Genomic DNA, 24949 nt, shown 5'->3' with positions numbered 1-24949 from the left:
GCATCTCGCGTGCTGACGCAGGAATAGTATTGCAACCTCAGCACGCGAGATGCTTCGCTCCGCTCTGCATGACGTGCATTGATGCAATGTCATCCCCTCACCGCCAACCCTGCACGGAAACGCCCCCGAAAACGCCTTTGTTGATGGCGGGCGTGAAAATGGCGTAGGGAAACGCCGGGGCCGGCACGCTGGCTTCGTGTAGTTGTTGCAGGTGCGCCGGGGTCAGGTGCAGGTCGAGGGCGGCGAGGTTGGTATGAAGCTGCGCGAGCTGGCTGGCCCCGAGGATGAGCGAGGTAATGCCGGGCTGCGCCAGCGCCCAGGCCAGCGCCACCTGGGCCGGCGGCCGGTCCAGCTCAGCGGCTACGGCCTGCAGCACTTCCAGAATCTGCCAGTTACGCTCGGTGAACTTACTGTCCTGAAACGGATTGGGGCCGGCGAGGCGGCCTTCACCGTGGGCTCTGGCGCCCGGGCCGGTGGCGCGCTGGTATTTGCCGGCCAGAAATCCGGCCGCCAGCGGGCTCCAGGGCGTGATGCCCAGCCCACACTCGCGGGCGGCGGGCACGTATTCGTGCTCGATGCTCCGCTCCACCAACTAGTATTCCAGCTGCAGAGCAATGGGGCCGGGAATGCCGTGGGCGGCGGCCAGCGTGGCGGCCTTGGTGGCGTACCAGGCCGGAATATCGGAGAAGGCGAAGTAGCGGATTTTGCCGGCCCGCACCAGGTCGCCGAGGGTTTGCAACACCTCTTCCACGGGCGTCACCATGTCCCAGACGTGCAGCCAGTACAGGTCCACGTAGTCGGTCTGGAGGCGGCGCAACGAAGCTTCTAGGGCCTGGTGGATGTTTTTACGGCCGTTGCCACCGCCGTGCGGGTTGCCCGGCTGCCCGCTATGAAACCCCGATTTGGTGGCCAGCACCAGCTGGTCGCGCAACTGGCCTTCGGCCACATAGCGGCCCACCAGCTCCTCGCTGCGGCCCTTGGCGTACACGTTGGCCGTGTCAATAAAATTGCCGCCGGCCTCCACGTAGCCCCGGAAAATGGCGCCCGATTCCTCGTCCGAAGAACCCCAGCGCGGGGTGCCGAACGTCATGGTGCCCAACGCCAGCGGGCTCACCACTAAGCCGGAGCGGCCTAGGGTGCGAAAATCTGTCAGTTGCATAGGAAAAGAAGTAGAAAATGGAGCCGTTAGCGGGAGTGAACAATCTAAACAGACTATCATGCTGAGCGAAGGCGCAGCCGCAGTCGAAGTATCTCTAAGTCTGTCTAATCAAATACAATGGCAACGAAGCGGTAGAGATGCTTCGACTGCGGCTGCGCCTTTGCTCAGCATGACAGTTCCGCCCCTATCCACCCGCCTCTACTGCACCGACAGCCGGAAGGCAGCGGGTGTGAAGCCGGTTTTGCTTTTGAACAGGCGGGTGAAATACTGCGGATACTCGAAGCCTAGTTGGTAGGCCGTTTCGTTCACCGATAGCGACGTACTGAGCAGCAGTTGTTTGGCTTTCTCGATGAGCGTTTGGTGGATGTGCTGCTGGGTACTCTGGCCAGTGAGGGTGCGCAGCATGTCGCCGAGGTAGGCCGGCGACACGTGCAGAGCGTCGGCGAAATGCTGCACGGTGGGCAGGGGCCGCTCGGCGCTTTGAGCGAAATAGTCGTGCAGCTCCTGCTCGAAGCGGGTTAGCAGGTCGTGTTCAGCGGTGCGGCGCGTGAGGAACTGCCGGTGGTAGAAGCGGTTGGCGTAGCTCAGCAGCACGTCGAGCTGGGCTACCAGCACGTCTTGGCTGAAGGTATCAATCGGCTGCTCGTGCTCCGCACGGATGGTGTGCACGAGGCCTTCCAGCAGCTGCTCCTCCCGGGCCGAGAGGTGCAGGGCCTCGCTTACCTGGTAGGAGAAGAAGGTGTAGCCCAAGATCTTCCGGCCCAGCGGGTGCTTGAGCAGCAGATCGGGGTGAAACACCAGCATCCAGCCCTCCAGCTCCGACAAATCCACCGACGGGTCGCTGGCGCACACCTGGCCGGGGGCGTAGAATGCCAGCACGCCCTCACTGAAATCGTAGGTGCGGTGCCCGTACTGCAGCCGGCCCTTCAGCCCCTTTTTCAGAGTAATGATGTAAAGCTGCCGCAATGCCGGCCCCGTGACGGGCGGGTTGCGGTGCTGCGACAAATCAATCACCGACAGCAACGGATGCACCGGCGGCGGAAACCCAAAATGCTGGGCAAAGTCGCTCACCGAAGCAAGCAGGCGGAAGGGCTGAGCGGCTGGTTTCATCACAGAAGAACAAGAAAAGAACAAGATAGTCCGGCACGATGTAGAGACGCGACCCTTAGCCTCTCGTGGTTGAACGGCTGGTGAGTTGCAGCCGAAACAACGAAGCTATGTAAACAGTCAATTGACCATCATACTGAGCTTGCCGAAGCATCTCTACCGCTTCGTTGCAGTAGTAATCCAGACAAAGCGGTAGAGATGCTTCGGCAAGCTCAGCATGACGTTCCTGCGGCTTTAGAACGTACTTCCGCACAGCTTCAACGTCAGCAACGACGAGACGCAAAATATTGCGTCTCTACATCCAAACAGAACCTAGAAACCTTCCGGATACGCTGCCCCTACGGCACCGCCGACCGGTATAATGGCTTCCAGCTCGGCCAGCTCCTGGGGGCTGAGGGTGAGGTGGGCGGCGGCTACGTTCTGCTCCAGATACTTGCGGCGCTTGGTGCCCGGAATAGCCACTACGCCCTGGGCCAGCACACAGGCCAGCGCCAGCTGCGCCGACGTGACGCCTTTGGCCGCAGCAAGGGTTTCGAGCTTCTGCACTAGCTCCAGGTTCTTGTAAAAATTCTCGCCCTGAAAGCGCGGGAAAATCCGACGCGAGTCGTTGGCCTCGAAATCGTCGGGGCTCTTGATGTCGCCTGACAGAAAGCCCCGGCCCAGCGGCGAGTAGGCCACGAAGCCGATGCCCAGCTCCCTGGCCGCCTGTAACACCCCGGTTTCCTCCACGCCCCTATCGAACAGCGAATATTCGGTTTGCAGGGCCGTAATGGGGTGCACGGCATGGGCCCGGCGCAATGCCTCCACCGGCGTTTCCGACACGCCCAGGTAGCGCACCTTGCCTTCCTCCACGAAGCGGCTCATTTCCCCGATGCTGTCCTCGATGGGCACCTGCGGGTCCTGGCGGTGCAGATAGTAGAGGTCCACGTAGTCGGTGCGGAGGTTGCGCAGGGAGCGTTCCAGGCACTTGCGGGCGTAGGCGGGGTGACCGTTGAGCTGGCCGGTGAAGGTGCCGCTGTCATCCACTTCGAAGCCGAACTTGGTGGCCAGAATGACTTCCGGCCGGCGGCCGGCAATGGCGCGGCCCACTAGCTGCTCGTTCAGCAGCGGGCCGTAGAGGTCGGCGGTGTCCAGCAGGTTTACGCCCAGCTCCAGGGCGCGGTGCAGGGTAGCCAGGCTTTCCTGCTCGTCGGCCTCGCCGTACACGCTCATGCCGCCTACACCGCTGGTCATGCCCATGCACCCCAGGCCTTCTACCGGCACTTCCAAACCCTGGCTGCCCAAGGGTACTCGTTTGAGGTTGCTCATCGTAACGGAGTCGTAAAAGGGTGACGTATTTTCCGTTACAAAGGTCCTATCCCGCCGCCCTGCCGGAGCTACACAAACCCGCGCATCTGCAATACAAACCGCGGGTGGGCAGGTATTTTTCTATTTAGTCTATTTGCGTAGGCTTCCGGTGAGGTAGGCTACGCAACATAGAACAGCCCAGCAGCTTACTTTCCAACGATTCCATTCCCCTCCACCCCTGCCCGCAACTCCGGCCAGAACTCCGCAAAATCGGCCTCGTAGGCCGGCAGCTCCGCCAGAAACGCGGCGGCCCCGGTGGCCAGCACGGCGGCGGCGGGCACGCGGCGGCTCAGGCCCAGCAAAGCGCGGTGCAGGCCTTCGGGGTGGGCGTAGCCGGTTAGCCAATCGTGCTGGCGCATATAGTGCAGCATTTCCTGCAAACGCTCCGGCAGCTCGTGGCGGCGCTGGTGCAGCAGCTGGTACTGGCGCTGCGCAAACTGCGGCAGCGGCTCCAAGGGGTGATGCTGCGCGAAGTCGCGGGCCAGCAGGTGGTCGAAGCCGACATCCGACACCACGCCGGCCCACTTGCCCAAGCCCGCCCCGCGCAGGCGGGCGGTGGTGCGTCGCACCACGGGGTGAGTATCGGTAAACGAGTCGATGAAGCGGTGCAGGCGGATACCGCGCTGCACGGCGGCCGGGTAAGTTTCCATGGTCGCGCGGCCGCGCACGGCTTCGGCCGCAAAATTGCCCACCACTATATCAGCGTAGTCAGGTGTGGTGGCGGACGAACCGGAGAGCAGTAAGTGGGCGAGGAAGTTCATGAGCAGCGGAAGGTCGGTAAAATGTGGGCAATGCGGCGCGGGAAGTCAACCTCCTGCCCTGCACAACCGTATTTGAAGCATGTTGGCCCGGCTGAGTTTCATCCCGCAGGGCTCTTTCTCCGATTCTTTCCTATCCAATACCTACCCTCATGGCCGACCAAACGCCCGTAACCAACGACCTCGCCAAGCTGATTGAGAAGATCAAGGATGTGCACATTGCCATGCTCACCACTTCCGACGAGGAGCACCACCTGCGCAGCCGCCCCATGGGCACTATCAAGCCCGATACCAGCGGCAGCCTCTACTTTTTCACCGATAAAAATTCGGCCAAAGTGTATGAGGTGAAGAAGGACCAGCAAGTAAACCTGGCTTATTCCAATACCGATGACAGCATTTATGTATCGGTGTCGGGCTCAGCCAAAGCCTACCGCGACCAAAAAAAAATCAACGAGTTGTGGAGCGAGCCAATGCGCGCCTGGTTCCCGAAAGGCAAAGAGGATGAGAGCATTTACATCCTTGAAGTGACCATCGAAAAAGGCGAGTATTGGGAGTCGCCGGGCAATATTATCACGCAGGCCTACGCCTATGTGCGCGCCCTAGCCACCGGCGAGCGGACCAAAACCGACGACGTGAACCAACACGCGAAAGTAGAAGTGAAGTAAGTTTCGCTTATCGATTTTGAGAAAGGCCCGGAAGCAATTCCGGGCCTTTTTTGTTGTTTTGGGGGTATGGGTATCCAGCACAGAGCACTCACTAGGCTGATGCGTCCAGATCATCCGTTATGCTTGGACATGCTCAGCATGACGTTCACAGCGGATTCTATCTTACCAGCTTCCAATTTTTTATTATTCAATCCGCCTCTTGCTCACCACCCTTTCCATACTCACCTTGCTTCCCAACCAACGGCGCTGGGCGTTTGCGCAGATGGGCACGGCCCAGCGGCCTTTACAGCGCGTGCCGGGGCTGCGGTTTCAGAAGCTGCTAGGAAGCGGCGCGGGTGGTTTCGGGGCGCTGCCCAACCTATACCGCTACGGGTTTATGGCGGTGTGGGAATCGGAGGAAGCCGCGCAGGCGTTTTTTGAGGCACACCCGCTGTGGCAGCAGTACCGGCAGCGCACCCAGGAAATCTGGACGGCGTGGCTGGCCCCACTCAAGTCGCACGGCCTCTGGGACGGCGTGAACCCATTTGATTACCCATCCGAGAACCCACTCGCCGCCGACGGCCCGGTGATGGTACTCACGCGCGCCTCCATCCGGTGGCAGAAAACGCCGCGTTTCTGGCGCTACGTGGCTCCCGTGAGTGCCACTATTGCCGAGGCCCCGGGCGTATGCGCCGCCATCGGACTGGGCGAGCTGCCGGTAGTGCGCCAGGCTACCGTGAGCCTGTGGGACTCAGCCCAAGCCATGCAGGAATACGCATACCGCAGCCCAAAGCATAAGGAAGTTATCCGCCTCACGCGTCAGGAACAGTGGTACGGCGAGGAACTGTTTGCGCGTTTCCGGGTGCTGCACACCGAAGGCACCTGGGACGGCCGCAACCCAACCGATACGCTGGCCGCTCTACCGCGTCTTGGGAGCTGAAATCCGGGTGCGACGCCGGATGATTTCCACATTCTCGTCCTTAGGATAATCGACCTGAAAGCCGAACTTCAGCCGTTGGCTGGCTCCGGGAGCCAGCGTGAGCAGCCAGGTAAGCTTGCCGGTACGCTCGTCGAGCTGGGCCCCGCTGATATCGAGCACCTTCACTACAATCTCCTTATCCGCGGATATCGGCACTTCGTCCAGCACCCGCACCCGTACGGCAGTGGGGTGATTGTTAAGCACGTTCAACTCGTAGGTGAGGTGCACCCGGCGCTTGTCGCTGAGAGCCACGTTTTCGCTGAAATCCTCCAGCTTGGCCCGGCTCACTACCAACTGCTCATCGTGGCCAAGCGCAACTTCCAGCGAGTCGTTGAAGGCGCGGCCATCGAGTTGGGTGCTGCCTACATAGGCGCCCCGGTAATACACTTTCGCCGCATCAGGCAGCTGCAGTCCCTGCCAGCCGGTCACCTTGGCCTGAAGAAAAACGTGCTCCGAAAGCCGGGGGATGGCCAGATACTCCGGCCGGGCGGCCAGATCCACACTACTTAGCGTCAGCTCGCGCCGTCCACCTGCGGCTAGCGTTACTGGCTCCGCTACCTCGTAGCGGCTGCTGGCGGCTTCCATCGGGCGGCCTTTGGCCGTGCCTTTCACCACAAACTTATCCACTCGGCCCTCACCACCGCTACCCTGCCCGTCGCGGTGCAGTTCCCAAGGCTCCAGCACCGGCCTCGCCACCCGGCGGCCAATATCCTGCCTAGACAGTACCACCCGCACCCGTGCCCAAGGTAGGCCCGACTGATTGCGCACCTGCCCGCGCGTGACAAACTTCAATTCCCGCCCGCTACCGTTGGCGCGGATAGCCAGGTCGGGACTCCAAGGTTGCGCGCCTGGCACGTAGTATCGCACTGTAAGCGGGGCAGAAAAGGGGCGGGTAGCACGCACCTGCACCACCAGCCGGTTGGCGGCCCCCGTCGCGGCGGCGCGCGGACTCAGTTGGCCAGCCTGCCGCTGCAGACGGGCTAGCGTAGCCTGCCGCTGTCCTAGTTCCTGCTGAATAGCAGGCAGGCGAGTACGCATTAGCGTAGCACCTTTCTGCACTTCAGCGCTCCAATTGGCCTGAGTGCCCGTCGGCAATGTCTGGTTGGCCAGTAGAAAGGTGCGCTCCTGCTCCAAGCCCTTGATGTCGGCTTCTACCCGCGCCTGCTCCGACATATTACGCCCTAAGCTGTCCGCGGCGGCCTGGTTTAGGGCTACCGGATTGGCATTCTCTTCGTCGTTGCTTACGCTGAGCAGTTCGGCGCCCGGGCCAAGCTCAATTTCCACTGATTCGGGGTCGAGCAGCGGCGAGAGGCCTTCCAATGCCAGCCGGTTCTGGCCAGCCGTCAGCGTTACCTGCGCCTGGTGTTCCAGCGTGGTGCCGTTCAGATATAGCGTGGCGGCCACCAGCGCCGGCCGCACTGTTGGGGCGGTTTGCGCTCTACCACGCAAGGCTAGCAGCATACTGGCAAGTAGCAGAGAGTAATATTTTGACATAGAAAGCGAAGAAAAAGGCATTCGGGAACATGGCTGGGCAAATTGCACAACTTTCTTCCGCATCACAATCCTGGCTTCTCATCATGCCGCCTTCATCCTCTGCCCTACTCAAAACTGGTCAGAACCCAGTATCCTTCTCGGCAACCACAGCGGCTAGGGCCGTTGCGCTGCCGAGGCGGCAGCCAGGAAAAGAGGCGGCATTCCCGGCATTTCCGCTTAATTTCGCCGGTTCAGCAGCAACCTCCAAGTAGAAGTCCATGCCCGGCTACCATCCCCAGGATATTGAGAAAAAGTGGCAAGCCCACTGGAAAGACCAGCAGACGTTCAAGGCCGATAACGCCTCCGACAAGCCCAAATACTACGTGCTCGACATGTTCCCGTACCCTAGCGGGGCGGGGCTGCACGTGGGCCATCCGCTGGGCTACATTGCCTCCGATATCGTGTCGCGCTACAAGCGCCTACGCGGCTTCAACGTGCTGCATCCCATGGGTTTCGACTCGTTTGGCCTGCCCGCCGAGCAGTACGCAATCCAGACCGGACAGCACCCGGCCATCACGACGGAGCAGAACATCGATACCTACATCCGGCAGCTCAACTCCTTAGGCTTCAGCTACGACTGGAGCCGTGAGGTGCGCACCTCCGACCCGGCCTACTATAAGTGGACGCAGTGGATTTTCCTCAAGCTGTTCAATAGCTGGTACAACCTCGATACCAATAAGGCCGAGCCACTGAAAACGCTGCTGGAGAAGTTCGAGCAGAACGGCAGCGAGGGTATCCGCGCGGCCGGCGACGACGAGGAGCGCCACAGCTTCACGGCGGGCCAGTGGCAGTCGTTCACCGAAAAGCAGCGCCTGCAGGCCGTGCACCCCTACCGCCTAGCTTACCAGCAGGACACTTACGTAAACTGGTGCCCCGGCCTGGGCACGGTGCTTTCGAATGACGAAGTAAAAGACGGCCTCTCGGAGCGTGGCGGCTTCCCCGTGGAGCGCCGCCTGATGCCCCAGTGGAACCTGCGCATCACCGCCTACGCCGACCGCCTCCTCCAGGGCCTCGACACCCTCGACTGGCCCGACGCCGTGAAGGAAATGCAGCGCAACTGGATTGGCAAAAGCATCGGCGCGGAAGTAACCTTTGCGGTGCAGGGCCACGAACAGGCGCAGATTAAAGTCTACACGACGCGCGTGGATACTATTTACGGCGCGACGTTCCTGGTGCTGGCGCCCGAGCATGAGCTGGTGCAGGAGCTGACCACGCCGGAGCAGCAGGCCGAAATTCAGGACTACATCGACGCCACCAAGCGCCGCTCGGAGCGCGACCGGATGGCCGATACCAAGACGGTTTCCGGCGCTTTCACCGGCTCCTACGCCCTCAACCCGTTCAGCAACGAGCCCATCCAGATCTGGATTGCCGATTACGTGCTGGCTGGCTACGGCACCGGCGCGGTAATGGCCGTGCCCTCCGGCGACCAGCGCGACTACGTGTTTGCCAAGCACTTCCAACTGCCCATCACGCAGGTAGTGGATGCCCAGCAGATTGACGAGCAGGCCGACCCCACCAAGGATGGCCTCTACCTGCACGGCCTCATCAAAGGCCAGAACTACCAGCAGGCCACCCAAACCCTGATCGGGGAGCTGGAGCAGCGCGGCATCGGCAAGGGCAAAACCAACTTCCGCATCCGCGACGCCATCTTCGGCCGCCAGCGCTACTGGGGCGAGCCCATCCCGATTTACTACAAGGAAGGCACCGCCTATGGCGTGGCCGAGGCCGACCTGCCCCTGGTGCTCCCGGAAATCGACGAGTACAAGCCCACCGAAACCGGCGAGCCGCCCCTGGGCCGCGCCAAAGACTGGAAATACAAGGGCCTCTACGAGTACGAGCTGAGCACCATGCCCGGCTGGGCCGGCTCCAGCTGGTACTACCTCCGCTACATGGATCCGCAGAACACCGGTCGTTTTGTGGGCGAAGAAGCCGAGCAGTACTGGCAGCAAGTTGATTTATATATGGGTGGCGCAGAGCATGCTACGGGCCACCTGCTCTACTCCCGCTTCTGGCACCTTTTCCTGAAAGACCTCGGCGTGGTATCGGCCCCCGAGCCCTTCCAGAAGCTCATCAACCAGGGTATGATTCTGGGCCGCTCGAACTTCGTGTACCGGTTGGCAGATTCCGGTGGCGTCATAGGCGATGCTACGGCTGAGAACTATCATACCCCATCCATTTTCATCTCTAGCGCACTCAAAAACTCTCTACAGGGACTTGATGATGTGCGATTGACTGATGCAATGAAGATGATATCAGCTAAGCTTTCTAAGCAAACTGGTCATCAAGTCAGCGTCTATATGGATGACCATAAAAAGACGAACAATATTGATGATTACGTTACTCCTCTCCACGTCGATGTGAATATTGTGGAGAACGATGTTCTCGACGTCGAAGCCTTCCGCAACTGGCGCGAGGAGTACGCTAACGCCGAGTTCATCCTCGAAGACAACGACACATATGTGGTCGGTGTGGAAGTGGAGAAGATGTCGAAGTCGAAGTACAACGTGGTGAACCCGGACACGTTGATTGAGCGGTACGGGGCCGATGCGCTGCGTTTGTACGAGATGTTCCTTGGGCCGCTGGAGCAGTACAAGCCCTGGAACACCAACGGCATGAGCGGCGTGGCGGGCTTCCTCAAGAAGCTCTGGCGCCTCTATCACCCCCAGGACGGCACCTTCGCCGTAACCGACACTGCTGCGACGCCCCAGGAGCTGAAGGCCCTGCACAAGGCCATCCGCAAGGTGGAAGAGGACATCGAGAAGTTCTCGTTCAACACCACCGTCAGCGCCCTGATGATTACGGTGAACGAGCTGACGGCCCTCGACTGCCACAAGCGCGCCATCCTGGAGCCGCTGGTGCTGCTGCTCTCCCCCTACGCCCCGCACCTCGCCGAGGAGCTGTGGCAGCAGCTCGGCCACCCCGCCGGCAGCATCAGCCACGCCCAGTACCCCGAGTTCCGGGAGGAGTATCTGGTGGAAGACACCGTGAACTACCCCGTGGCCATCAACGGCAAAGTGCGCGAGACGCTGCAGTTCCCCGCCACCGCCACCGCCCAGGACATCGAAGCCGCCGTGCGCGCCTCCGACTTCCTGTCCCGCTTCGCCGAAGGCAAGGAACCCAAGAAGTTCATCGTCGTGCCCGGCCGCATGGTAAACGTGGTGGTGTAGTTTTAGCTGTTAGCCAGTAGCAAAAAGGCCCGTTGGATACATCCAGCGGGCCTTTTCTTCTTTATTAAGAACGTCATGCTGAGCGAAGCCGGAGGCGCAGTCGAAGCATCTCTACCGCTGGCTACTCAACCTGATTATACCGATAACCGCTCCATAGCCCAGAGTTTAAACCCTGGGCTACTAAACCGCCCAAACGAAGCGGTAGAGATGCTTCGGCAAGCTCAGCATGACGGTTACTTTGGCAACGTCAGCACGCGAAATTCCTCGGCTCCGGCTCCGCCTTCACTCGGAATGACGGTCTAGTGGCAACGCCCTAGTACGCCGCCGTAAACCGCTGGCGGCTGTGTTTGGGCTGCTCTACTTCGTCGAGGACTACTACGGCCAGGTCTTCGCCTGAGAGGATGCTGCGGCCTTCGGCGTTGAAGACCGGACTTTCGGTGCCGAGGCGGTAGTGGCCGGTGCGGCCGGTGTCGATGCCGGGGTGCATTTCGATGGCGGGGCTGAGGAACGTCCAGTCGAGGGTATCGTTGGTTTTCAACTCGTTGTGGTAGTCGCGGGCGGCCTGGGCACCGGGCTTAATGTCGGCGGGGAAGTCCGGGCCGTCGACCAGCTGCTGGCCGTTGATGTAGAGGCTGCCAGCCCCGCCGATGGCCACCAGCCGCGCTACGCCTGACTGTACGGTAGCCGCCTCGATGGCGCGGGCGCCTTCCAGGAAGTCATTATACAGGTTGGGGTTGGTCCAGCCGGCGCTGAAGGCGTTGATGACCACGTCGTGGCCGGCCAGCTGGCGGGCGGTTTCGTCGATGTGGGTTATGTCGCCGGTTACCACGGTCAGGTGGTCGGAGGTCTGGGTGAGTTTGGCGGGGTCGCGCACGAGGGCGGTTACATGATGGCCGCGTTGCAGGGCTTCAGCCAGAATGCGGGAGCCAACAAAGCCGGTGGCACCGATGAGGGCAATTTTCATGAGCAAAAGGTTAAGGTGAAGAGAAAAAGAAACCTGTTGTAACCAATACGGTTACAATCAGACGCAAAAAAATATCAGGCAATGAGAGCTTTGGCCGCAATGTCGGTGGTTACCTGCTGCAGGGTGGTGTGGGCCAGCACCTGCTCCAGGGCCGTTTGGGCGCGCTGCAGCGTATCATCCAGCGCCGACTGAATGTGGCGGCCCACCAGGCAGGCGGGGTTGGGCTTATCGTGGACGCTGAACAGCTGGCCTTCCTCCACCACTTCCACGGCGCGGTACACTTCCAGCAGCGTGATGGCCGCCGGCTGGCGCGTCAGGAACGTACCGCCCGAAGCCGGCCGCACTTCCACCAGCCCGGCCTTCTTGAGCTGCCCCAGAATCCGCCGAATCACTACCGGATTGGTGTTTACGCTGCCTGCCATACGCTCCGAAGTCAGCAGCACACCATCCTGCTCCGGCAGCGCCAGCAAGGAAAGCACGTGTACGGCAACGGAAAAACGACTGCTGATCTGCATAAGTAAGAAAGTCCAACACAAACCGGCTGGGCGTATTTAAGACAAAGATACGCATTGTAACCAATGCAGTTACAACATGAGTAAAAAATCCATTCGACTGCCACTTATAACTACCGCATACTTTGCAGCTTGAGTTTCGCAAGCCACTCTGAGCATGCGACGCACTTCGTTATGCTACCGGGCTAGGACTAGGCACAGGCTCTTTGTCGAGGCCGCAACGCTCCATGAAAGCATTGGCAAAGACGCGGCGCGTAGGCGCATCGAGCAAGTGGTGGCGGCTGTGGAGCCAGCTGTTCACGGCGGCTTCGCCATACATGCGGCGGAGCCGGGTCTCGGTCAGGTTAAAATTGATTTTGCCCCAATGCAGCGTGTAAGCAATGTTTAGGGTTTCGAGCCGGACCCATATCTGCTCCAAAAACCGGCGCGTATCCCGGCCCTCTGCCCCATCAAACTCCAGCACCGCCGTCACCGGGAAGCGGGTGAAGCCGAGCGTGGCGCGGGTGCCCTTCACGAAGCGCAACCCCAGAATTCCGGGAAACGGCAGTTGCTTGTTGAGCAGGTGAATTTCGGTGAGTACGCGGGGTACGTCGTGGTTGTCGATGCCGATGGCGGCGCTGGCGGCTTTGCCCCGGATGTTGGTGTTGTCGAAGGTTTCGCTTATGGTGCCCGCCGTGCCGTTGGTTTTCTCAAAAGCCAGCGGATACAGCCGGTTTACGAGGGCCGGGACCAGCGTCGTGCTCAGGCTGCCCAGGTGGTCGAGCACGGTTTCAATGAGGCCCAGCGTACTGTCGCCGTAAGTGAAGCCCGGCGCGGGCGCGGGCCGGCGCGGATAGTCAGTTCGGTAGGGCGTTTTGAAGAGCAGTTGCACATATACGCCGCGCTCCGGGTCGGCGCCCGTGGGGTCGAATTGGTGGGGGTTGATGATGATGGTGAGGTGGTAGGCCTGACGGGTAGGGTCCTGTAGCGGCAGCGGCAGCCACTGCTGCAGACCGGTCAAGTCGAGGTGGGTCATGAGCTGCTTCACTCCTTCGCGGTATGGCACACGGTAGGCGCTGAAATCTTCCAGCAGAAACAACGGCTCCACTTCCAGCAGCACCCCATGGATGAACCCGAAACTCCCGAAGCTGACCAGCGCAGCATTGAACAGGTCGTCTTCATGGAGCACTTCGGTTACACCCAGCCAGTCTGTAAACTTCGCCGAAGCCACCGGATACGAGGCGCGCTCCAGCCATACGTGCCGGTCGGGCCCGGTCACGAGGTGCAGGCCCACTACGGTTTCGGGCAGTGCCCCGAAGCGGAATGCCCCGCCGTGCGTACCCGTAGATAGCGCCCCCGCAATGCTCTGCCCATTGCTGGCTCCGGAAGCCCGAATCGACTTGCCGCGGGGTTCCAGCTGCTGCTCCAAGCCCACAATGCTCATGCCGCACTCCGTGAAAAACAGGTTGTCGGCGGTGCGGCCGGCCGTTTGGTAAGCGGGCGTCACCATTGTGGGTTTCAGGGCAAACGACTGCCGCAGGGCCATGGTATCCACCAGCCCTCCATCCGTGACGGCCACTTCCGAAAACGACCAGCCTTTACCCAACGCCCGCAGCCGCACGTTGTGCTCGATGCCGTAGCGGATCAGCCACTGAAAGTTGGATGTGGTCTGGCGATACTGCTCCTGGCTGGTGGGCAGGCTCGGGATGCGCAGCTTGAAGCAAGCGGAGGGCGTTAGGCGCTGCGTGAAGTTTTCGTGGCGGTTGGTCCATTCCGCCATCGGACGCGCCTCAATTCCGTTGGGTAGGCTCATGGCTTTCGAACTGCGCTTGAGGGCTGAGATGGCGCAGCCGGCCCCATTCCTAGCGTGTCTACGGCGGGCATATAGGGCGCGCAGCACCAGCTCACGCGCTGTTTAGTCACGATGCCTACCGTCACGAGGGAAAGCAGGAAATGCCCGAACGTATTCGTTACCGTGACGCTATTGAGGTGGTTGGAGCGCGAGTCGCAAGGCGGCTTGATGTCCGTGGGTTGCTTTAGCCCCCAGAAATACGCCGTCACCAGCCGCGTGCTGTTCGGGTCGTTCACGACTCCGTCGCAGTCGTAGACGGTGGCAATCCGGGTGGTCATGCAGCCCGACAGGCCGCCGGCCAGCACCAGTGCGGCTATTGCTTGAAATGGCGTCATAGCGGAAGCAGTTTTTATATAGCATAATTTATATATAAAATCCAGTACTCCAAGCAAGAACACCAAACAGAAAGCCGCTTCGAGAGTACCAACTGGCACTCTCGAAACGGCTTTTGTGCCCCAGGCATAAGGGGGCTGTGCTATTTCATTCTCTAAGGATGTGCGCTGCTACTCCGCTTCGGCAAGCTCCTGGCGCAGCTTTCTTGGCAGCGACGCTCGCACCAAATCGTAGGAATGGTCTATCAGCTCACGCAGCTGGCCGCCCGGAATGCCGGTGCCGATTAGCACGGTGTTCCAATGTTTCTTGTTCATGTGGTAGCCCGGCAGCACATAGTCATGCTGTTCGCGCAGCTCCTGGGCCCGCTCCGGGTCACACTTCAGGTTGATGCTACCGAACGTATCAATGTCGGTGAGGGCGAAGACTTTGCCCCCTACTTTGAACACAAGCGTTTCGGGGCCGAAGGGGGTTTCTTCCGTCACGCCGGCTTTTAGCAGGCAATAGTCGCGGAAATCCTCGATGTTCATGCGGCTCGACTTAGCGGATAAACCAGCGGTAGAGCAGCACCAGAAACCCTACCAGGAACATGGCCATGCTCAGCTTATTGATGAAGTGCATGGTCCGCAGATTGAAATTGGTATGCCGGCCGGGGTCGTTTTTGCGGAAGAAGTAGCCAAAAACGGGACCGAGGTTGAACAGGTCTTTGCGCATGGTAGTGGGTTGATTCGGGTCTGTGAAGGTAACACGGCTGCTCCGGAAAAGATTTATCCAAGGCAGCAAAAGCCTTCCAGAATGCGGTAAAGCAACCTATACGCAACTACCCGCGAACAAAACTCAAACTACGCCTTAGCAGGACACCGAAAAATCGACGAGCTACAACTCAGGCTACCGGAGTCCCGCAACGAGTAGCGGCTGGTTCGCGTCTCTCTAGCATCCCAACCAATGCTACTCATGAAACACTTGTTCCTGCCTGTTGCGCTACTGCTGTCGGCATCGGCCGCCCATGCCCAAACCTCCACTACTGAAACGGAAGCCGTGAAGAAAACCGTGCAGAGTTTCTTTGATGGTATGCGCAAGGGCGACAGTACATTGGTGCGCTCTACGTTGGCTCCCGGTGCGGTATTTCACACGCTCAGCACCCGCAACAGCCAAACAAAGCTGCTCGCCGAAAACCCGTCGGACTTTGTGAAGGCCGTGGGCACGCCACACAAGGAAACATGGGACGAGCGTATCAGCTTCGATAAGGTGCTGATTGATGCCAACTTGGCCAGCGTCTGGACGCCGTACGAGTTCTACCTCGGCAGTACCTTCAGCCACTGCGGCTACAACTCGTTTCAGCTGGTGAAGCTGGCCGGAGGCTGGAAAATTGCCCACATCATCGACACGCGGCGTAAGGAGAAATGCAAGTAGTCCTGCTTCCTGTCCTCCTGAGCGGCGTTTATCCTTTCGCCGCCGCCACAATATCCGGCACTTCCAGCACCGGCTTGGGGTAGCCGCGTTGTGCTACGTGCAGCATGGCCTGCCCCAGCTCCGCCAGCGTTGACGCGTACTTCGGACTCAGCCCGCGCACTACCGGATACAGCCAGCCGAAATACTTGTAGTACGACAGCACATGCTGCTGCCCCGGCGTCGCTTTCAGGAAGCCCGGCCGGAACATGTACGCTTGCTGGAAGCCCATCTGCCGCAACTCGTTTTCAGTTTCGCCCTTCACACGCGCCCACATTTGCCCGCTTTTCAGGGTGCCATCGGTACCGGCGCCCGACACGTAGCAGAACGTCAGGTCGGGGTTCTGGGGTAGCAAGGTTTGAGCAAAGTGCAGCGTAAGGTCGTGGGTGAAGCGGCGGTACTCGGGCTCCTTCATCCCCACCGACGACACGCCCAGGCAGAAAAAGCACGTGTTGTACCCCGCCAGCTGACCAGCAATGGGCGTGAGGTTCTGAAAATCCTTGTGGAGGATTTCCCGCAGCTTGGGGTGACTGCGGCCGCTGGGCCGGCGGCTGATGCTCAACACCTGCTCCACTTCCGGGTCGTTCAAACATTCCAGCAGCACCCCCTCGCCCACCATGCCGGTGGCGCCAGTCAATATCACGCGTAGTTTCATAGTGGAGCAGACGCATAAGCAACGCGGATGTTTTACACGGCATTGCTCGTCACGCACCCTACTACATGATGGGTAACGCCAACGGAATCAGTATCCCGGTTCTTCCAGACCGAAATTTGCAGTCATCTTTGCGGTATAGTATGCAACAGCCGCACGTGATGAACGCCACCGAACAGGAAGAGCGAGAGTATCTGGAGGAAATGAAGGAGCAGTTGATGCTGGCAGTAAAGCGGGTAGATGATTCCGTCCGGCAGTTTTCCGACGAGCTTCGCCAGAAAAAGCAGTACATCCACGAGCACCAATCTGGCATGGATGAGGCCGACATGGTGGCCGCCGGGCAATCCATCGACCGGATGGCTTTTACGGGCGGGGCTGCTGTAGCCCGCAAGCGCAAGCTGCTCAAGCTCAGCCAGTCGCCCTACTTCGGCCGCGTCGATTTTGCCAGCGGCAATACACCGGCTGCGCCCGTTTATATCGGCGTGCATTCGTTCTTCGACGAGCAGCGGCGCCAGAACCTGATCTACGACTGGCGCGCGCCCATTGCGTCCATGTTCTATGATTTCGAGCTGGGAGAAGCGTCCTATGCCACGCCATCCGGCACCATCCACGGCACTATTGACCTGAAGCGCCAATACAAAATCCGCGACGGACGGATGGAGTTTATGCTCGACAGCGACGTGAACATTCACGACGACGTGCTGCAGCGGGAGCTGGCTAAGTCCTCGGACGATAAGATGAAGAACATCGTCGCGACGATTCAGCGCGACCAAAACGCCGTCATCCGCAACGAAACGGCCCAGGTGATGGTCATTCAGGGCGTGGCTGGCTCCGGCAAAACCTCCATTGCCCTACACCGCATTGCGTTTTTGCTGTACCGCTACCGCGAAACCATTGCGGCCAAAGACATCCTCATCATTTCGCCCAACAAGGTCTTCGCCGACTACATCTCCAACGTGCTGCCTGAGCTAGGGGAAGAGCATATTCCGGAGCTGGGGATGGAAGAATTGGCCGCCGACCTGCTCGACAACCGCTACCCGTTTCAGACCTTTTTCGAGCAGGTATCGGCGCTGCTGGATCATCACGACGCGGCTTTCATAGAGCGGCTCCGGTTTAAGTCGTCGTTTGAATTTCTCAGCCAGCTGAATCAGTATCTGCTGCACATCGAGAATACCTATTTCAACGTGACGGAGCTGCGCGTGGGTCCTACCCTCGTGCCGCACGCGCTGATTCAGCAGAAATTTAAAGGCTACCACCGGGTACCACTCCTGAAACGGTTTGCACTGGTTGCGGAAGACGTGCGGGCGTATGTGCGGGACGCTACCAAGCGTAAGCTGTCCGGCCGGGAGAAAGCCACGATTGGCGAAGCCATTCCCCGCATGTTCAAGCTGAACAACGTGCTGGAGTTGTACCGGGATTTTTACCGTTGGATTGGTCGGCCCGAGCTACTGCGAATGGGCCAGCGCCTGGAATACGCCGACGTGTTTGCCCTGATTTATCTGCGCCTGCGCCTGGAAGGCCTCACTGCCTACGACCATGTCAAGCACTTGCTGGTGGATGAAATGCAGGACTATACGCCGGTGCAGTACGCTGTATTGTCGCGGTTGTTCAACTGCCGCAAAACCATCTTGGGTGATGTCAGCCAGACCGTAAATCCGTACAGCGCTTCCTCCGCCGAGACTATCGAGCGGGTGTTTCCGCAGGCCGATATCGTGCGGCTCTACCGCAGCTACCGCTCCACCGTTGAAATTACGGCCTTCGCGCAGCGCCTTATGCCCAACCCTCACATCCTACCCCTAGAACGGCACGGCCCGGAGCCCGACATCCGGCGCTGCCATAGCCGCGACGAGGAGTTGGAAACTATTCAGCAGCTGATTACGGCCTTCAGAAGCTCCGGCATCCACTCGCTGGGCATTATCTGCAAAACCCTCCTTCAGGCTGAGCAGGCTTACGAAGCCCTACAGGCTCCCGACGTGCATTTGCTCACGGATGAGTCCACGTCCTTCAAGGAAGGCAGCATTATCACCACAGCCCACTTGGCGAAGGGCCTGGAATTCGACGCCGTTATCGTGCCCTTTGCCTCGGCCCGCACCTACAAGACAGAAGTTGATAAGAGCATGCTCTACGTGGCCTGCACCCGGGCCATGCACCATCTCACGCTGACGTACACGGGGGAGCTGACTGGGTTCTTGGTTGGTTGAGGTGGTGTTACCAACGCGGTGGTCTTGTGGTGGTTCTAGAAGTGAGCAGCGCAGTTTATTTATTCCTGAATATTTCAATCCTCGTCTTCCGCATAGCCTGTAAACGCAGAGCCCGTGTAGGCGGCAGCTTCGTAGGCATCGATAGGATAGTCCTTCAGGTTCAACGAATTCCAGTACAATTCTCCTAAGGAGCACTGCATCTTAATCAGGTACTTTCTGGGCTCCTCGTCCTCATTTTCCCAGAAGTGGTCATGAAACAGAATACCGGCCTGGTAATCAATTAAATCCAAAACGACCAAATCCCCGTTCAGCGCGCTGCCGACCAGTAGTAGGTTGGTTTGCAATGCCCGCTGAAAATCGTCCTCCCAATCGTGGTTTTTCTTAAGGCAGTTTGCCTGCTGATAGGTGAATGAGCCTATTTCCACTTCTTCTTCATCAAAAGAGAATTCGGCAAAGAACTGTTGGGCTTCCGGCTCTACGCCGATGCGTTGCAGAAGCAGCAGATTTTCATTTCGCAACGGCTCAGCGCGGCGTTTCACATCAAGGTTTGCGGCCACCAAGGCGTGGCGCATTTTTTCGCTATCCATCAGGGGCACACTTTGCTTAATCACCAAAAGCTATTACTCCGTAATTCAATTCTATGGCCCTTAGTAGCATCTTCTGCAGAGTAGCAAACTGTTTGCTCTTAATGCTGTGAAGCTGAGCTGACTTCTGTTTTACCTGTGAACTTGACCAGCGAAAGTCATCAAAGAAACTCAAATCCTCTTCGATGATGTCTGCATGTTGCGCCTGATTAAATTCATGGTCTTCAAGTCCACCAGCATACTCCAAGTGCGTAAGCGGGTAAGGGCTAGGTTGCTCATCATCTATAAAATAAAAGTCCAGCATCTGTTCTACCCTACCACCGGCTCCTCAACCAATTCCTTTTCCACCCAGCGGCCGTCTTCGCGCATGAGGTCGATGAGCTGGTCTACAGCTTGTTCTTCGGGCACAGACTTCTTGATGACTTCCTGGCCGCGGTAGAGGGCAATTTTGCCTTTGCCCACGCCCACGTAGCCGTAGTCGGCGTCGGCCATTTCGCCGGGGCCGTTCACGATGCAGCCCATGATGCCGATTTTCACGCCCTTGAGGTGGTCGGTGCGCTTGCGGATCATAGCGGTGGTTTCCTGCAGGTCGAACAGGGTCCGGCCGCAGCTGGGGCAGCTGATGTACTCCGTTTTGGACATGCGCGTGCGGGCCGCCTGCAGAATGCCGAAACTGAGCTGATTCAGCTGGTCCAGCGTCTGGAGCCACTCTTCCTTACTCCGCTCCGGCAGCAGCTCGGTGCTCAGTACTACCCCGTCGCCGAGGCCATCCAGGAGCAGGCCGCCCACGTCGGTAGCAGCGTAGAGCTGGGTTTGCTCGGGCGTGAGGGCTGGGTACTGGCGGTTGATGATGACCGGGTTGGTGATGCCGTGGTTCAGCAGCTCGAAAAACGCGCGGCGTATTTCGGGCATGGCATGGGCGTTGTCGGTGTAGAGGATAATGACGGCCGTGGCGTCGTCGCGGAGCTGCGCCAGTGTAGCGGGCGTGAGCGAATCCAGGTTCTGGAATACGAAGTTCAGCTCCGAATGACGGATACCAGTGGCGGCATATTCAGCCTGAGTGAGCACCGGATAATGGTCGGAGCGCTGGCCGGCATCGAGCCAGGCGGCGTAGTCTACCACTTCCTTGAGGCCATTGGGCAGCATAAACGGCACGGGGCGCTGGCCGCTATAGAGGTAGTCGGCCCCCAAGTCGTTCATCTGAAACTTGTCGAGGAAGGCCGAATACAAATGGCCCACCGCGCGCAAATCGGCATATTCTACTGATGAGAGGCGCGATACGTCCACCATCACGCGGGGCACGTTCTGCCCGCCCATATTCAGCACCTCGCGCGTGATGCGGCGGTGGTACTGGAATGGGTCGATGGGCACCTCAGTAACCGGCGTTATTGGCTTCGTCTCCGCTGCCCGGGTGGTATATCGGTCAATCAGGGCTTTGGCCACCGGGGCTTCGGCTTCGGGAGCTTCAGTTAAGCTCACGCGCACCGTGTCGCCGAGGCCGTCTTCGAGCAGCGTGCCGATGCCCACGGCGCTTTTGATGCGGCCGTCTTCCGCCTCACCGGCTTCCGTCACGCCCAAGTGCAACGGGTAGGGTTGCAGGCCTTCTTCGTCAAGCTTCTGCACCAGCAGGCGGTAGGCCTGCACCATCACCTGCGTGTTGCTGGCCTTCATACTCAGCACCACGTCGTAGTAGTTTTCTTCCTCGCAGAGGCGCAAAAATTCCAGCGCCGACTCCACCATGCCCAGCGGGGTGTCGCCGTAGCGGCTCAGAATCCGGTCGGAGAGGGAGCCGTGGTTGGTGCCGATACGCATGGCGGTGCCATACTGCTTGCAGATCTGGACCAGCGGCCGGAACCGCTCCCGGATGCGGTTTACCTCATCTTGATACGTGACGTCGGTGTACTCAATGAAATCGAATTTCTTCTTGTCGGCGTAGTTGCCGGGGTTTACGCGCACTTTCTCTACGATGCGGGCAGCCAGCTCGGCGGCGTTGGGCGTGAAGTGGATATCAGCAATCAGGGGCACATTGCAGCCGCGCTTGCGCAGCTCCTTTTTGATTTCGAGCAGATTCTGGGCCTCCTTCACGCTGGGCGCCGTGATGCGCACATACTCGCAGCCGGCTTCTACCATGCGCAGTGTCTGCTCCACCGAGCCCAGCGTGTCCATGGTGTCCACGGTGGTCATACTCTGCACCCGAATGGGGTTGAGGCCACCCATAGGCAGGTCGCCGATTTTGACTTCCCGGCTGAGGCGGCGCTTATACTCGGTGAGGCTGGGGCAATACGTCTTGTTCATAGAAGGAAAACCGGCGGCGAAAGGCGAAAGTTGCGGTTGCGGGCAAAGGTACAAGGTAGCTGCTACGTTCGGCAGTAATCTGCCGGGCAAGTTCCCTCAGCGTGAGCGGCCGAATTGGCTACCTTGCCTGCCTGACGTTCCACTCCGCAACCAGCCGTCCGCATGCTCGTCCCGAAATTCTCGCGCCGCCATTTTCTAAAGCTCTCGTGCGTGGCCGTGGCTGCTCTGCCCTTGGCACTCGCCGGCTGGCCGGCGGTTGCGGCCGGCCGCAAAAGCCGGGACTATCTGGTGTATGTTGGCACCTTCGCCAAGCCCGGAACCGACAGCATTTTCCTTTACCGCCTCTCTCCTGCTACTGGTACCCTCACCCGCCTGCGAGCCGAAAAAGGCGGGGAAAATCCGGCCTTTCTGGCTCTCGATTCCAGGCAGCAGTACCTGTACGCCGCCAACGAAATCAACGAATACCAGGGCGCGAAGAGCGGTTTTGTTACAGCCTTTTCCATCGACCGGCGCACCGGCAGCCTCACGCGGCTCAACGAGCAGCCTTCGGGCACCTCGGGGCCCTGCTATATCAGCCTCGACCGTACCAACCGGGCCGCGCTGGTAGCAAACTATGCCGGCGGCAGTGTAAGCCTGCTCCCGATTGAGAGCAGCAACGGCAAGCTGCGCCCCGCGTCGGCTACCGACCAGCACCGCGGCTCCGGCCCTAACAAAAACCGCCAGAATGAGGCCCACGCCCACTGTATCATTCCGGACCCAGCCAACCGCTTTGCCTTTGCCGTGGATCTGGGCACCGACCAGGTGCTCGGCTACAAGCTCGATGCCCGACAGGGCAGCCTTGTGCCGCTGCCTGTTCCTGCTTTCACCACGCAGCTTGGGGCCGGGCCGCGCCACCTCACCTTTCATCCCAACGGCCGCTGGGCCTACCTCACCAACGAGTTGACTTCGACGGTTTCGGCGCTGGCCTACGATAACACGGCGGGCACTTTCCGCGAGCTGCACACGCTGTCGGCCCGGCCCACCGACTTCAGCGGACCTAATACCTGCGCCGATATCCACGTGGCCCCGAACGGCCGGTTTGTGTACGCCACCAACCGCGGCCATGATAGTGTAGTCGTTTTTGCCATTGATGTTATGTCGGGTCGTCTGACGCCGGTGCAGCATGTTGGCACCCAGGGCAAAACGCCGCGCAACTTCGCCATCGACCCCACCGGCGCTATTCTGCTGGTAGCCAACCAGAATTCTAACAACATCGTCACGTACTTCATCAACGCCCAAACCGGCCTACTAACTCCAACAGGCGCGGCGGTGGAAGTGCCCGCGCCGGTGTGCCTGCAGGTAGTCCCTGATTTTCTGGCGTAGCCGAATTTGGCTAAGGTTTTGGGCGCTTCCGGCAACTTCCGCTGCAGTCGGCTGTCTATGAGCTGATACTGCAGCCTACTTTACCTCATGAGCAAACTCCTCGTATTAGCACTGGCCACGTTGTTGCTGGCACTGCCCGGCCGGGCGCAGCAGGTGGCCGTCATTAAGCTGCCGGAGCTGCAGAAGCGCCTGAGCCGACCCAACGACACCACCTACGTCGTTAACTTCTGGGCCACCTGGTGCGCACCCTGCGTAAAGGAGCTACCTCATTTCGAGCAGCTTAGCCGCGCTTATGCAGGCCAGAAGGTGAAGGTACTTCTGGTCAGTACCGACTACGTGTCGCAGTTGGAGAAGAAAGTGAAGCCGTTTGTGGCAAAGCGCGGGCTGAAATCAGAGGTGGTGCTGCTGAACGAAACCGACCCCAACTCCTGGATGGACAAGGTGGATACGCAATGGTCGGGGGCGCTGCCGTTTACCTTGATGCTTAACAACAAGCGCCAGAAGCGCGCAACATTCGAGAAGGAATTCACGCAGCCTGAGCTTACGGCCGCGCTGCAACAGTTTCTGAAGTAGTCATTTTCCACTTTCTCTAACTCATCCTCATGAAAAAGCTCCTTTCTCTTCTGGCTCTCTGCTTGCTGGCCCTGAGCAGCTTCGTGCTGCGGACGGCATCTCCTGGCTATCAGGTCGGCGATAAAGCCGCGGATTTCAAGCTGAAAAACGTGGACGGCAAGCTGGTTTCTCTGGCCGACAACAAAGCCGCCAAGGGGTACATCGTGGTATTCACCTGCAACACCTGCCCCTACGCCAAAGCCTACGAACAGCGAATTATGGATCTGAACACCAAATACGCGCCGCAGGGCTACCCGGTGGTAGCCATCAACCCCAACGACCCGGCTGTGGTGCCCGGCGACGCCTTTGCGGAAATGCAGAAGCGCGCCAAAGAGAAAAAGTATGCCTTCCCCTATTTGCAGGACGAGTCGCAGGAAATAGCCAAGCAGTACGGTGCCACCCGCACTCCGCACTTGTACGTACTCAGCCGCAAGGGCGCGGACTTTGTGGTGAGCTATATTGGGGCCATCGACGACAACTCGGAAGATGCCAAGCTGGTAAAGACCAAGTACCTCGAAAACGCCATGACCGATATTATGGCAGGCAAGCCAGCTACTGTTAATTCAACGAAAGCCATTGGCTGCACCATCAAATGGAAGAAAGCCTAGGCCACGCCTGCCGTTGCCCAAATAGAAAGAGCCAGCTTTTCGAGCTGGCTCTTTTTGTTTGGATGAGGTATGTTAAACTGCTGAATTGCTTGAGCCGTTTTCTGCGCGCCGGAAAACACCTTCCAGCGTATCGGTCTGTACACCGGGCTTTTCGTCAAGAGCGGCATTGACCATGGCTTGGGCCACTTCGCGGCCGTGGATGGGGCGGTACTGCTGCAAACCAGGCAGGTAGCCAGCCAGGGCAGCCAGCGGCAGGGCCAGCCGCTCAGCCAGGCGCGGCTCATGGCGGTGGCCAGCCAGCATACCGGGCTGCAGGATACGGATGCGCTGAAACGGCAGCCGCTTGATATCCTGCTCCAGCTTGCCTTTCATGCGTGAGTAGAACACAAACGCCTCTGTATCGGCACCGGCCGACGAGACCAGCACATACGTTTTCACGCCGTTTTGCGCCGCGGCTTCCGCCACCCGGAATTGATAAGTGTAGTCTACTTTGTACTGGGCATCATTGCCGCCAGCTTGCCGGAGCGTGGTACCAAGCGCTGAGAAAAGGACGTCGCCGGTTAGCAGATGCTGCCACTGCTCGGGCTGGTCGAAGTCAATCAGATGCTCCTCCAGTTTGCCGGGATTCTGGTAGCCCGTAGGCCGGCGGGTGAATACTTTTATTCGGTCGAAACGCGAATCGGAAAGCAACTGCCGTAGCAAGTAGTCGCCGACAAGGCCAGTGGCCCCAATAAGTAATGCAGTTTGCATAGAGCGAAACCAGAGAAAGGCAGTGGCAGCAAAGCTGCCACAGTAAGCAGAGAAAAAGTCTTTTTGTACGGAGGTGGCAGGGTTTCGTTGAATACTAGACGCCGC

Annotated in this window: 22 protein-coding genes and 1 pseudogene; 8 read left to right on the top strand and 15 right to left on the bottom strand. The window is 59.4% G+C overall.

Annotated features, from left to right (window positions below):
• Positions 1–97: 97 nt before the first annotated feature.
• The 4 genes and pseudogenes from H4317_RS19370 to H4317_RS08985 all read right to left on the bottom strand — a co-directional run bounded on the left by H4317_RS19370 (position 98) and on the right by H4317_RS08985 (position 4374).
• Positions 98–1090, bottom strand: a pseudogene (locus H4317_RS19370) (aldo/keto reductase).
• A gap of 267 nt (positions 1091–1357) precedes the next feature.
• On the bottom strand, positions 1358–2269 hold the full coding sequence (locus tag H4317_RS08995; RefSeq protein ID WP_185889784.1) for a helix-turn-helix domain-containing protein: 912 nt from the start codon (positions 2267–2269) through the stop codon (positions 1358–1360).
• 309 nt (positions 2270–2578) lie between these two features.
• Positions 2579–3574 carry an aldo/keto reductase gene (locus H4317_RS08990; RefSeq protein WP_185889783.1) on the bottom strand — a complete coding sequence of 332 codons (996 nt, stop codon included), beginning with the start codon at positions 3572–3574 and terminating at the stop codon, positions 2579–2581.
• Between the two features lie 185 nt (positions 3575–3759).
• Positions 3760–4374 carry an acyl carrier protein phosphodiesterase gene (locus tag H4317_RS08985; RefSeq protein WP_185889782.1) on the bottom strand — a complete coding sequence of 205 codons (615 nt, stop codon included), beginning with the start codon at positions 4372–4374 and terminating at the stop codon, positions 3760–3762.
• A gap of 149 nt (positions 4375–4523) precedes the next feature.
• On the opposite strand from H4317_RS08985, the gene H4317_RS08980 reads away from it, so the two are divergent.
• Both H4317_RS08980 and H4317_RS08975 read left to right on the top strand, forming a co-directional pair.
• Positions 4524–5036: a pyridoxamine 5'-phosphate oxidase family protein gene (locus tag H4317_RS08980; protein ID WP_185889781.1), complete on the top strand. Its 513-nt coding sequence runs from the start codon at positions 4524–4526 to the stop codon at positions 5034–5036.
• Positions 5037–5235: 199 nt separating this feature from the next.
• On the top strand, positions 5236–5955 hold the full coding sequence (locus tag H4317_RS08975; protein ID WP_260625869.1) for a spheroidene monooxygenase: 720 nt from the start codon (positions 5236–5238) through the stop codon (positions 5953–5955).
• Here H4317_RS08975 and H4317_RS08970 read toward each other — a convergent pair.
• Positions 5935–7488, bottom strand: a complete 1554-nt coding sequence (locus H4317_RS08970) for a DUF4139 domain-containing protein (RefSeq protein WP_185889780.1) — start codon at positions 7486–7488, stop codon at positions 5935–5937. The genes H4317_RS08975 and H4317_RS08970 overlap by 21 nt on opposite strands.
• A 257-nt stretch (positions 7489–7745) precedes the next feature.
• Between H4317_RS08970 and H4317_RS08965 the strand changes: the two genes are divergently transcribed.
• Positions 7746–10694, top strand: coding sequence for a leucine--tRNA ligase (locus tag H4317_RS08965; protein WP_185889779.1), 2949 nt, complete (start codon positions 7746–7748; stop codon positions 10692–10694).
• 313 nt (positions 10695–11007) lie between these two features.
• Here the strand turns inward: H4317_RS08965 and H4317_RS08960 are convergent, their stop codons facing one another.
• The 6 genes from H4317_RS08960 to H4317_RS08935 form a co-directional block, all read right to left on the bottom strand.
• A complete protein-coding gene (locus tag H4317_RS08960) occupies positions 11008–11658 on the bottom strand; it encodes an NAD(P)-dependent oxidoreductase (protein ID WP_185889778.1) in 651 nt (216 codons plus the stop codon).
• Positions 11659–11732: 74 nt separating this feature from the next.
• Positions 11733–12137, bottom strand: a complete 405-nt coding sequence (locus H4317_RS08955; protein WP_221899192.1) for an Rrf2 family transcriptional regulator — start codon at positions 12135–12137, stop codon at positions 11733–11735.
• 205 nt (positions 12138–12342) lie between these two features.
• Complete coding sequence (locus H4317_RS08950) at positions 12343–13962, bottom strand: FAD-binding protein (protein WP_185889776.1); 1620 nt, start codon at positions 13960–13962, stop codon at positions 12343–12345.
• Positions 13959–14336, bottom strand: coding sequence for a hypothetical protein (locus H4317_RS08945; protein ID WP_185889775.1), 378 nt, complete (start codon positions 14334–14336; stop codon positions 13959–13961). Before H4317_RS08945 ends, H4317_RS08950 begins: the two co-directional genes overlap by 4 nt.
• 168 nt (positions 14337–14504) lie before the next feature.
• Positions 14505–14861 (bottom strand): MmcQ/YjbR family DNA-binding protein, encoded by a 357-nt coding sequence (locus tag H4317_RS08940; protein ID WP_185889774.1) that lies wholly within the window; start codon positions 14859–14861, stop codon positions 14505–14507.
• A 10-nt stretch (positions 14862–14871) separates the two neighbouring features.
• The gene (locus H4317_RS08935; RefSeq protein WP_185889773.1) at positions 14872–15045 is read right to left on the bottom strand and encodes a DUF6728 family protein; all 174 of its coding nucleotides are present in this window, start codon (positions 15043–15045) and stop codon (positions 14872–14874) included.
• A gap of 240 nt (positions 15046–15285) precedes the next feature.
• On the opposite strand from H4317_RS08935, the gene H4317_RS08930 reads away from it, so the two are divergent.
• A complete protein-coding gene (locus tag H4317_RS08930; RefSeq protein ID WP_185889772.1) occupies positions 15286–15744 on the top strand; it encodes a nuclear transport factor 2 family protein in 459 nt (152 codons plus the stop codon).
• A gap of 28 nt (positions 15745–15772) precedes the next feature.
• Here H4317_RS08930 and H4317_RS08925 read toward each other — a convergent pair whose 3' ends face one another.
• Complete coding sequence (locus H4317_RS08925) at positions 15773–16435, bottom strand: Rossmann-fold NAD(P)-binding domain-containing protein (RefSeq protein WP_185889771.1); 663 nt, start codon at positions 16433–16435, stop codon at positions 15773–15775.
• 140 nt (positions 16436–16575) lie between these two features.
• On the opposite strand from H4317_RS08925, the gene H4317_RS08920 reads away from it, so the two are divergent.
• On the top strand, positions 16576–18633 hold the full coding sequence (locus H4317_RS08920) for a HelD family protein (protein ID WP_260625868.1): 2058 nt from the start codon (positions 16576–16578) through the stop codon (positions 18631–18633).
• A 74-nt stretch (positions 18634–18707) separates the two neighbouring features.
• Here the strand turns inward: H4317_RS08920 and H4317_RS08915 are convergent, their stop codons facing one another.
• Both H4317_RS08915 and ispG read right to left on the bottom strand, forming a co-directional pair.
• Positions 18708–19247 carry a hypothetical protein gene (locus H4317_RS08915; protein ID WP_185889770.1) on the bottom strand — a complete coding sequence of 180 codons (540 nt, stop codon included), beginning with the start codon at positions 19245–19247 and terminating at the stop codon, positions 18708–18710.
• Between the two features lie 279 nt (positions 19248–19526).
• Complete coding sequence (gene ispG, locus H4317_RS08910) at positions 19527–21512, bottom strand: (E)-4-hydroxy-3-methylbut-2-enyl-diphosphate synthase (RefSeq protein ID WP_185889769.1); 1986 nt, start codon at positions 21510–21512, stop codon at positions 19527–19529.
• A gap of 162 nt (positions 21513–21674) precedes the next feature.
• Between ispG and H4317_RS08905 the strand changes: the two genes are divergently transcribed.
• The 3 genes from H4317_RS08905 to H4317_RS08895 all read left to right on the top strand — a co-directional run bounded on the left by H4317_RS08905 (position 21675) and on the right by H4317_RS08895 (position 24094).
• On the top strand, positions 21675–22874 hold the full coding sequence (locus H4317_RS08905; protein WP_185889986.1) for a lactonase family protein: 1200 nt from the start codon (positions 21675–21677) through the stop codon (positions 22872–22874).
• 87 nt (positions 22875–22961) lie between these two features.
• Complete coding sequence (locus H4317_RS08900; RefSeq protein ID WP_185889768.1) at positions 22962–23447, top strand: TlpA disulfide reductase family protein; 486 nt, start codon at positions 22962–22964, stop codon at positions 23445–23447.
• Positions 23448–23476: 29 nt separating this feature from the next.
• Positions 23477–24094 carry a thioredoxin family protein gene (locus tag H4317_RS08895; protein WP_185889767.1) on the top strand — a complete coding sequence of 206 codons (618 nt, stop codon included), beginning with the start codon at positions 23477–23479 and terminating at the stop codon, positions 24092–24094.
• 72 nt (positions 24095–24166) lie between these two features.
• Here H4317_RS08895 and H4317_RS08890 read toward each other — a convergent pair whose 3' ends face one another.
• Positions 24167–24844: an NAD(P)H-binding protein gene (locus tag H4317_RS08890; RefSeq protein ID WP_185889766.1), complete on the bottom strand. Its 678-nt coding sequence runs from the start codon at positions 24842–24844 to the stop codon at positions 24167–24169.
• Between the last annotated feature and the right edge of the window lie 105 nt (positions 24845–24949).

This window comes from Hymenobacter sediminicola (genome assembly GCF_014250515.1).
Taxonomy (GTDB): domain Bacteria; phylum Bacteroidota; class Bacteroidia; order Cytophagales; family Hymenobacteraceae; genus Hymenobacter; species Hymenobacter sediminicola.
The sequence above is the reverse complement of the archived record's forward strand: the minus strand, read 5'-3'. Positions and strand labels throughout refer to the sequence as shown.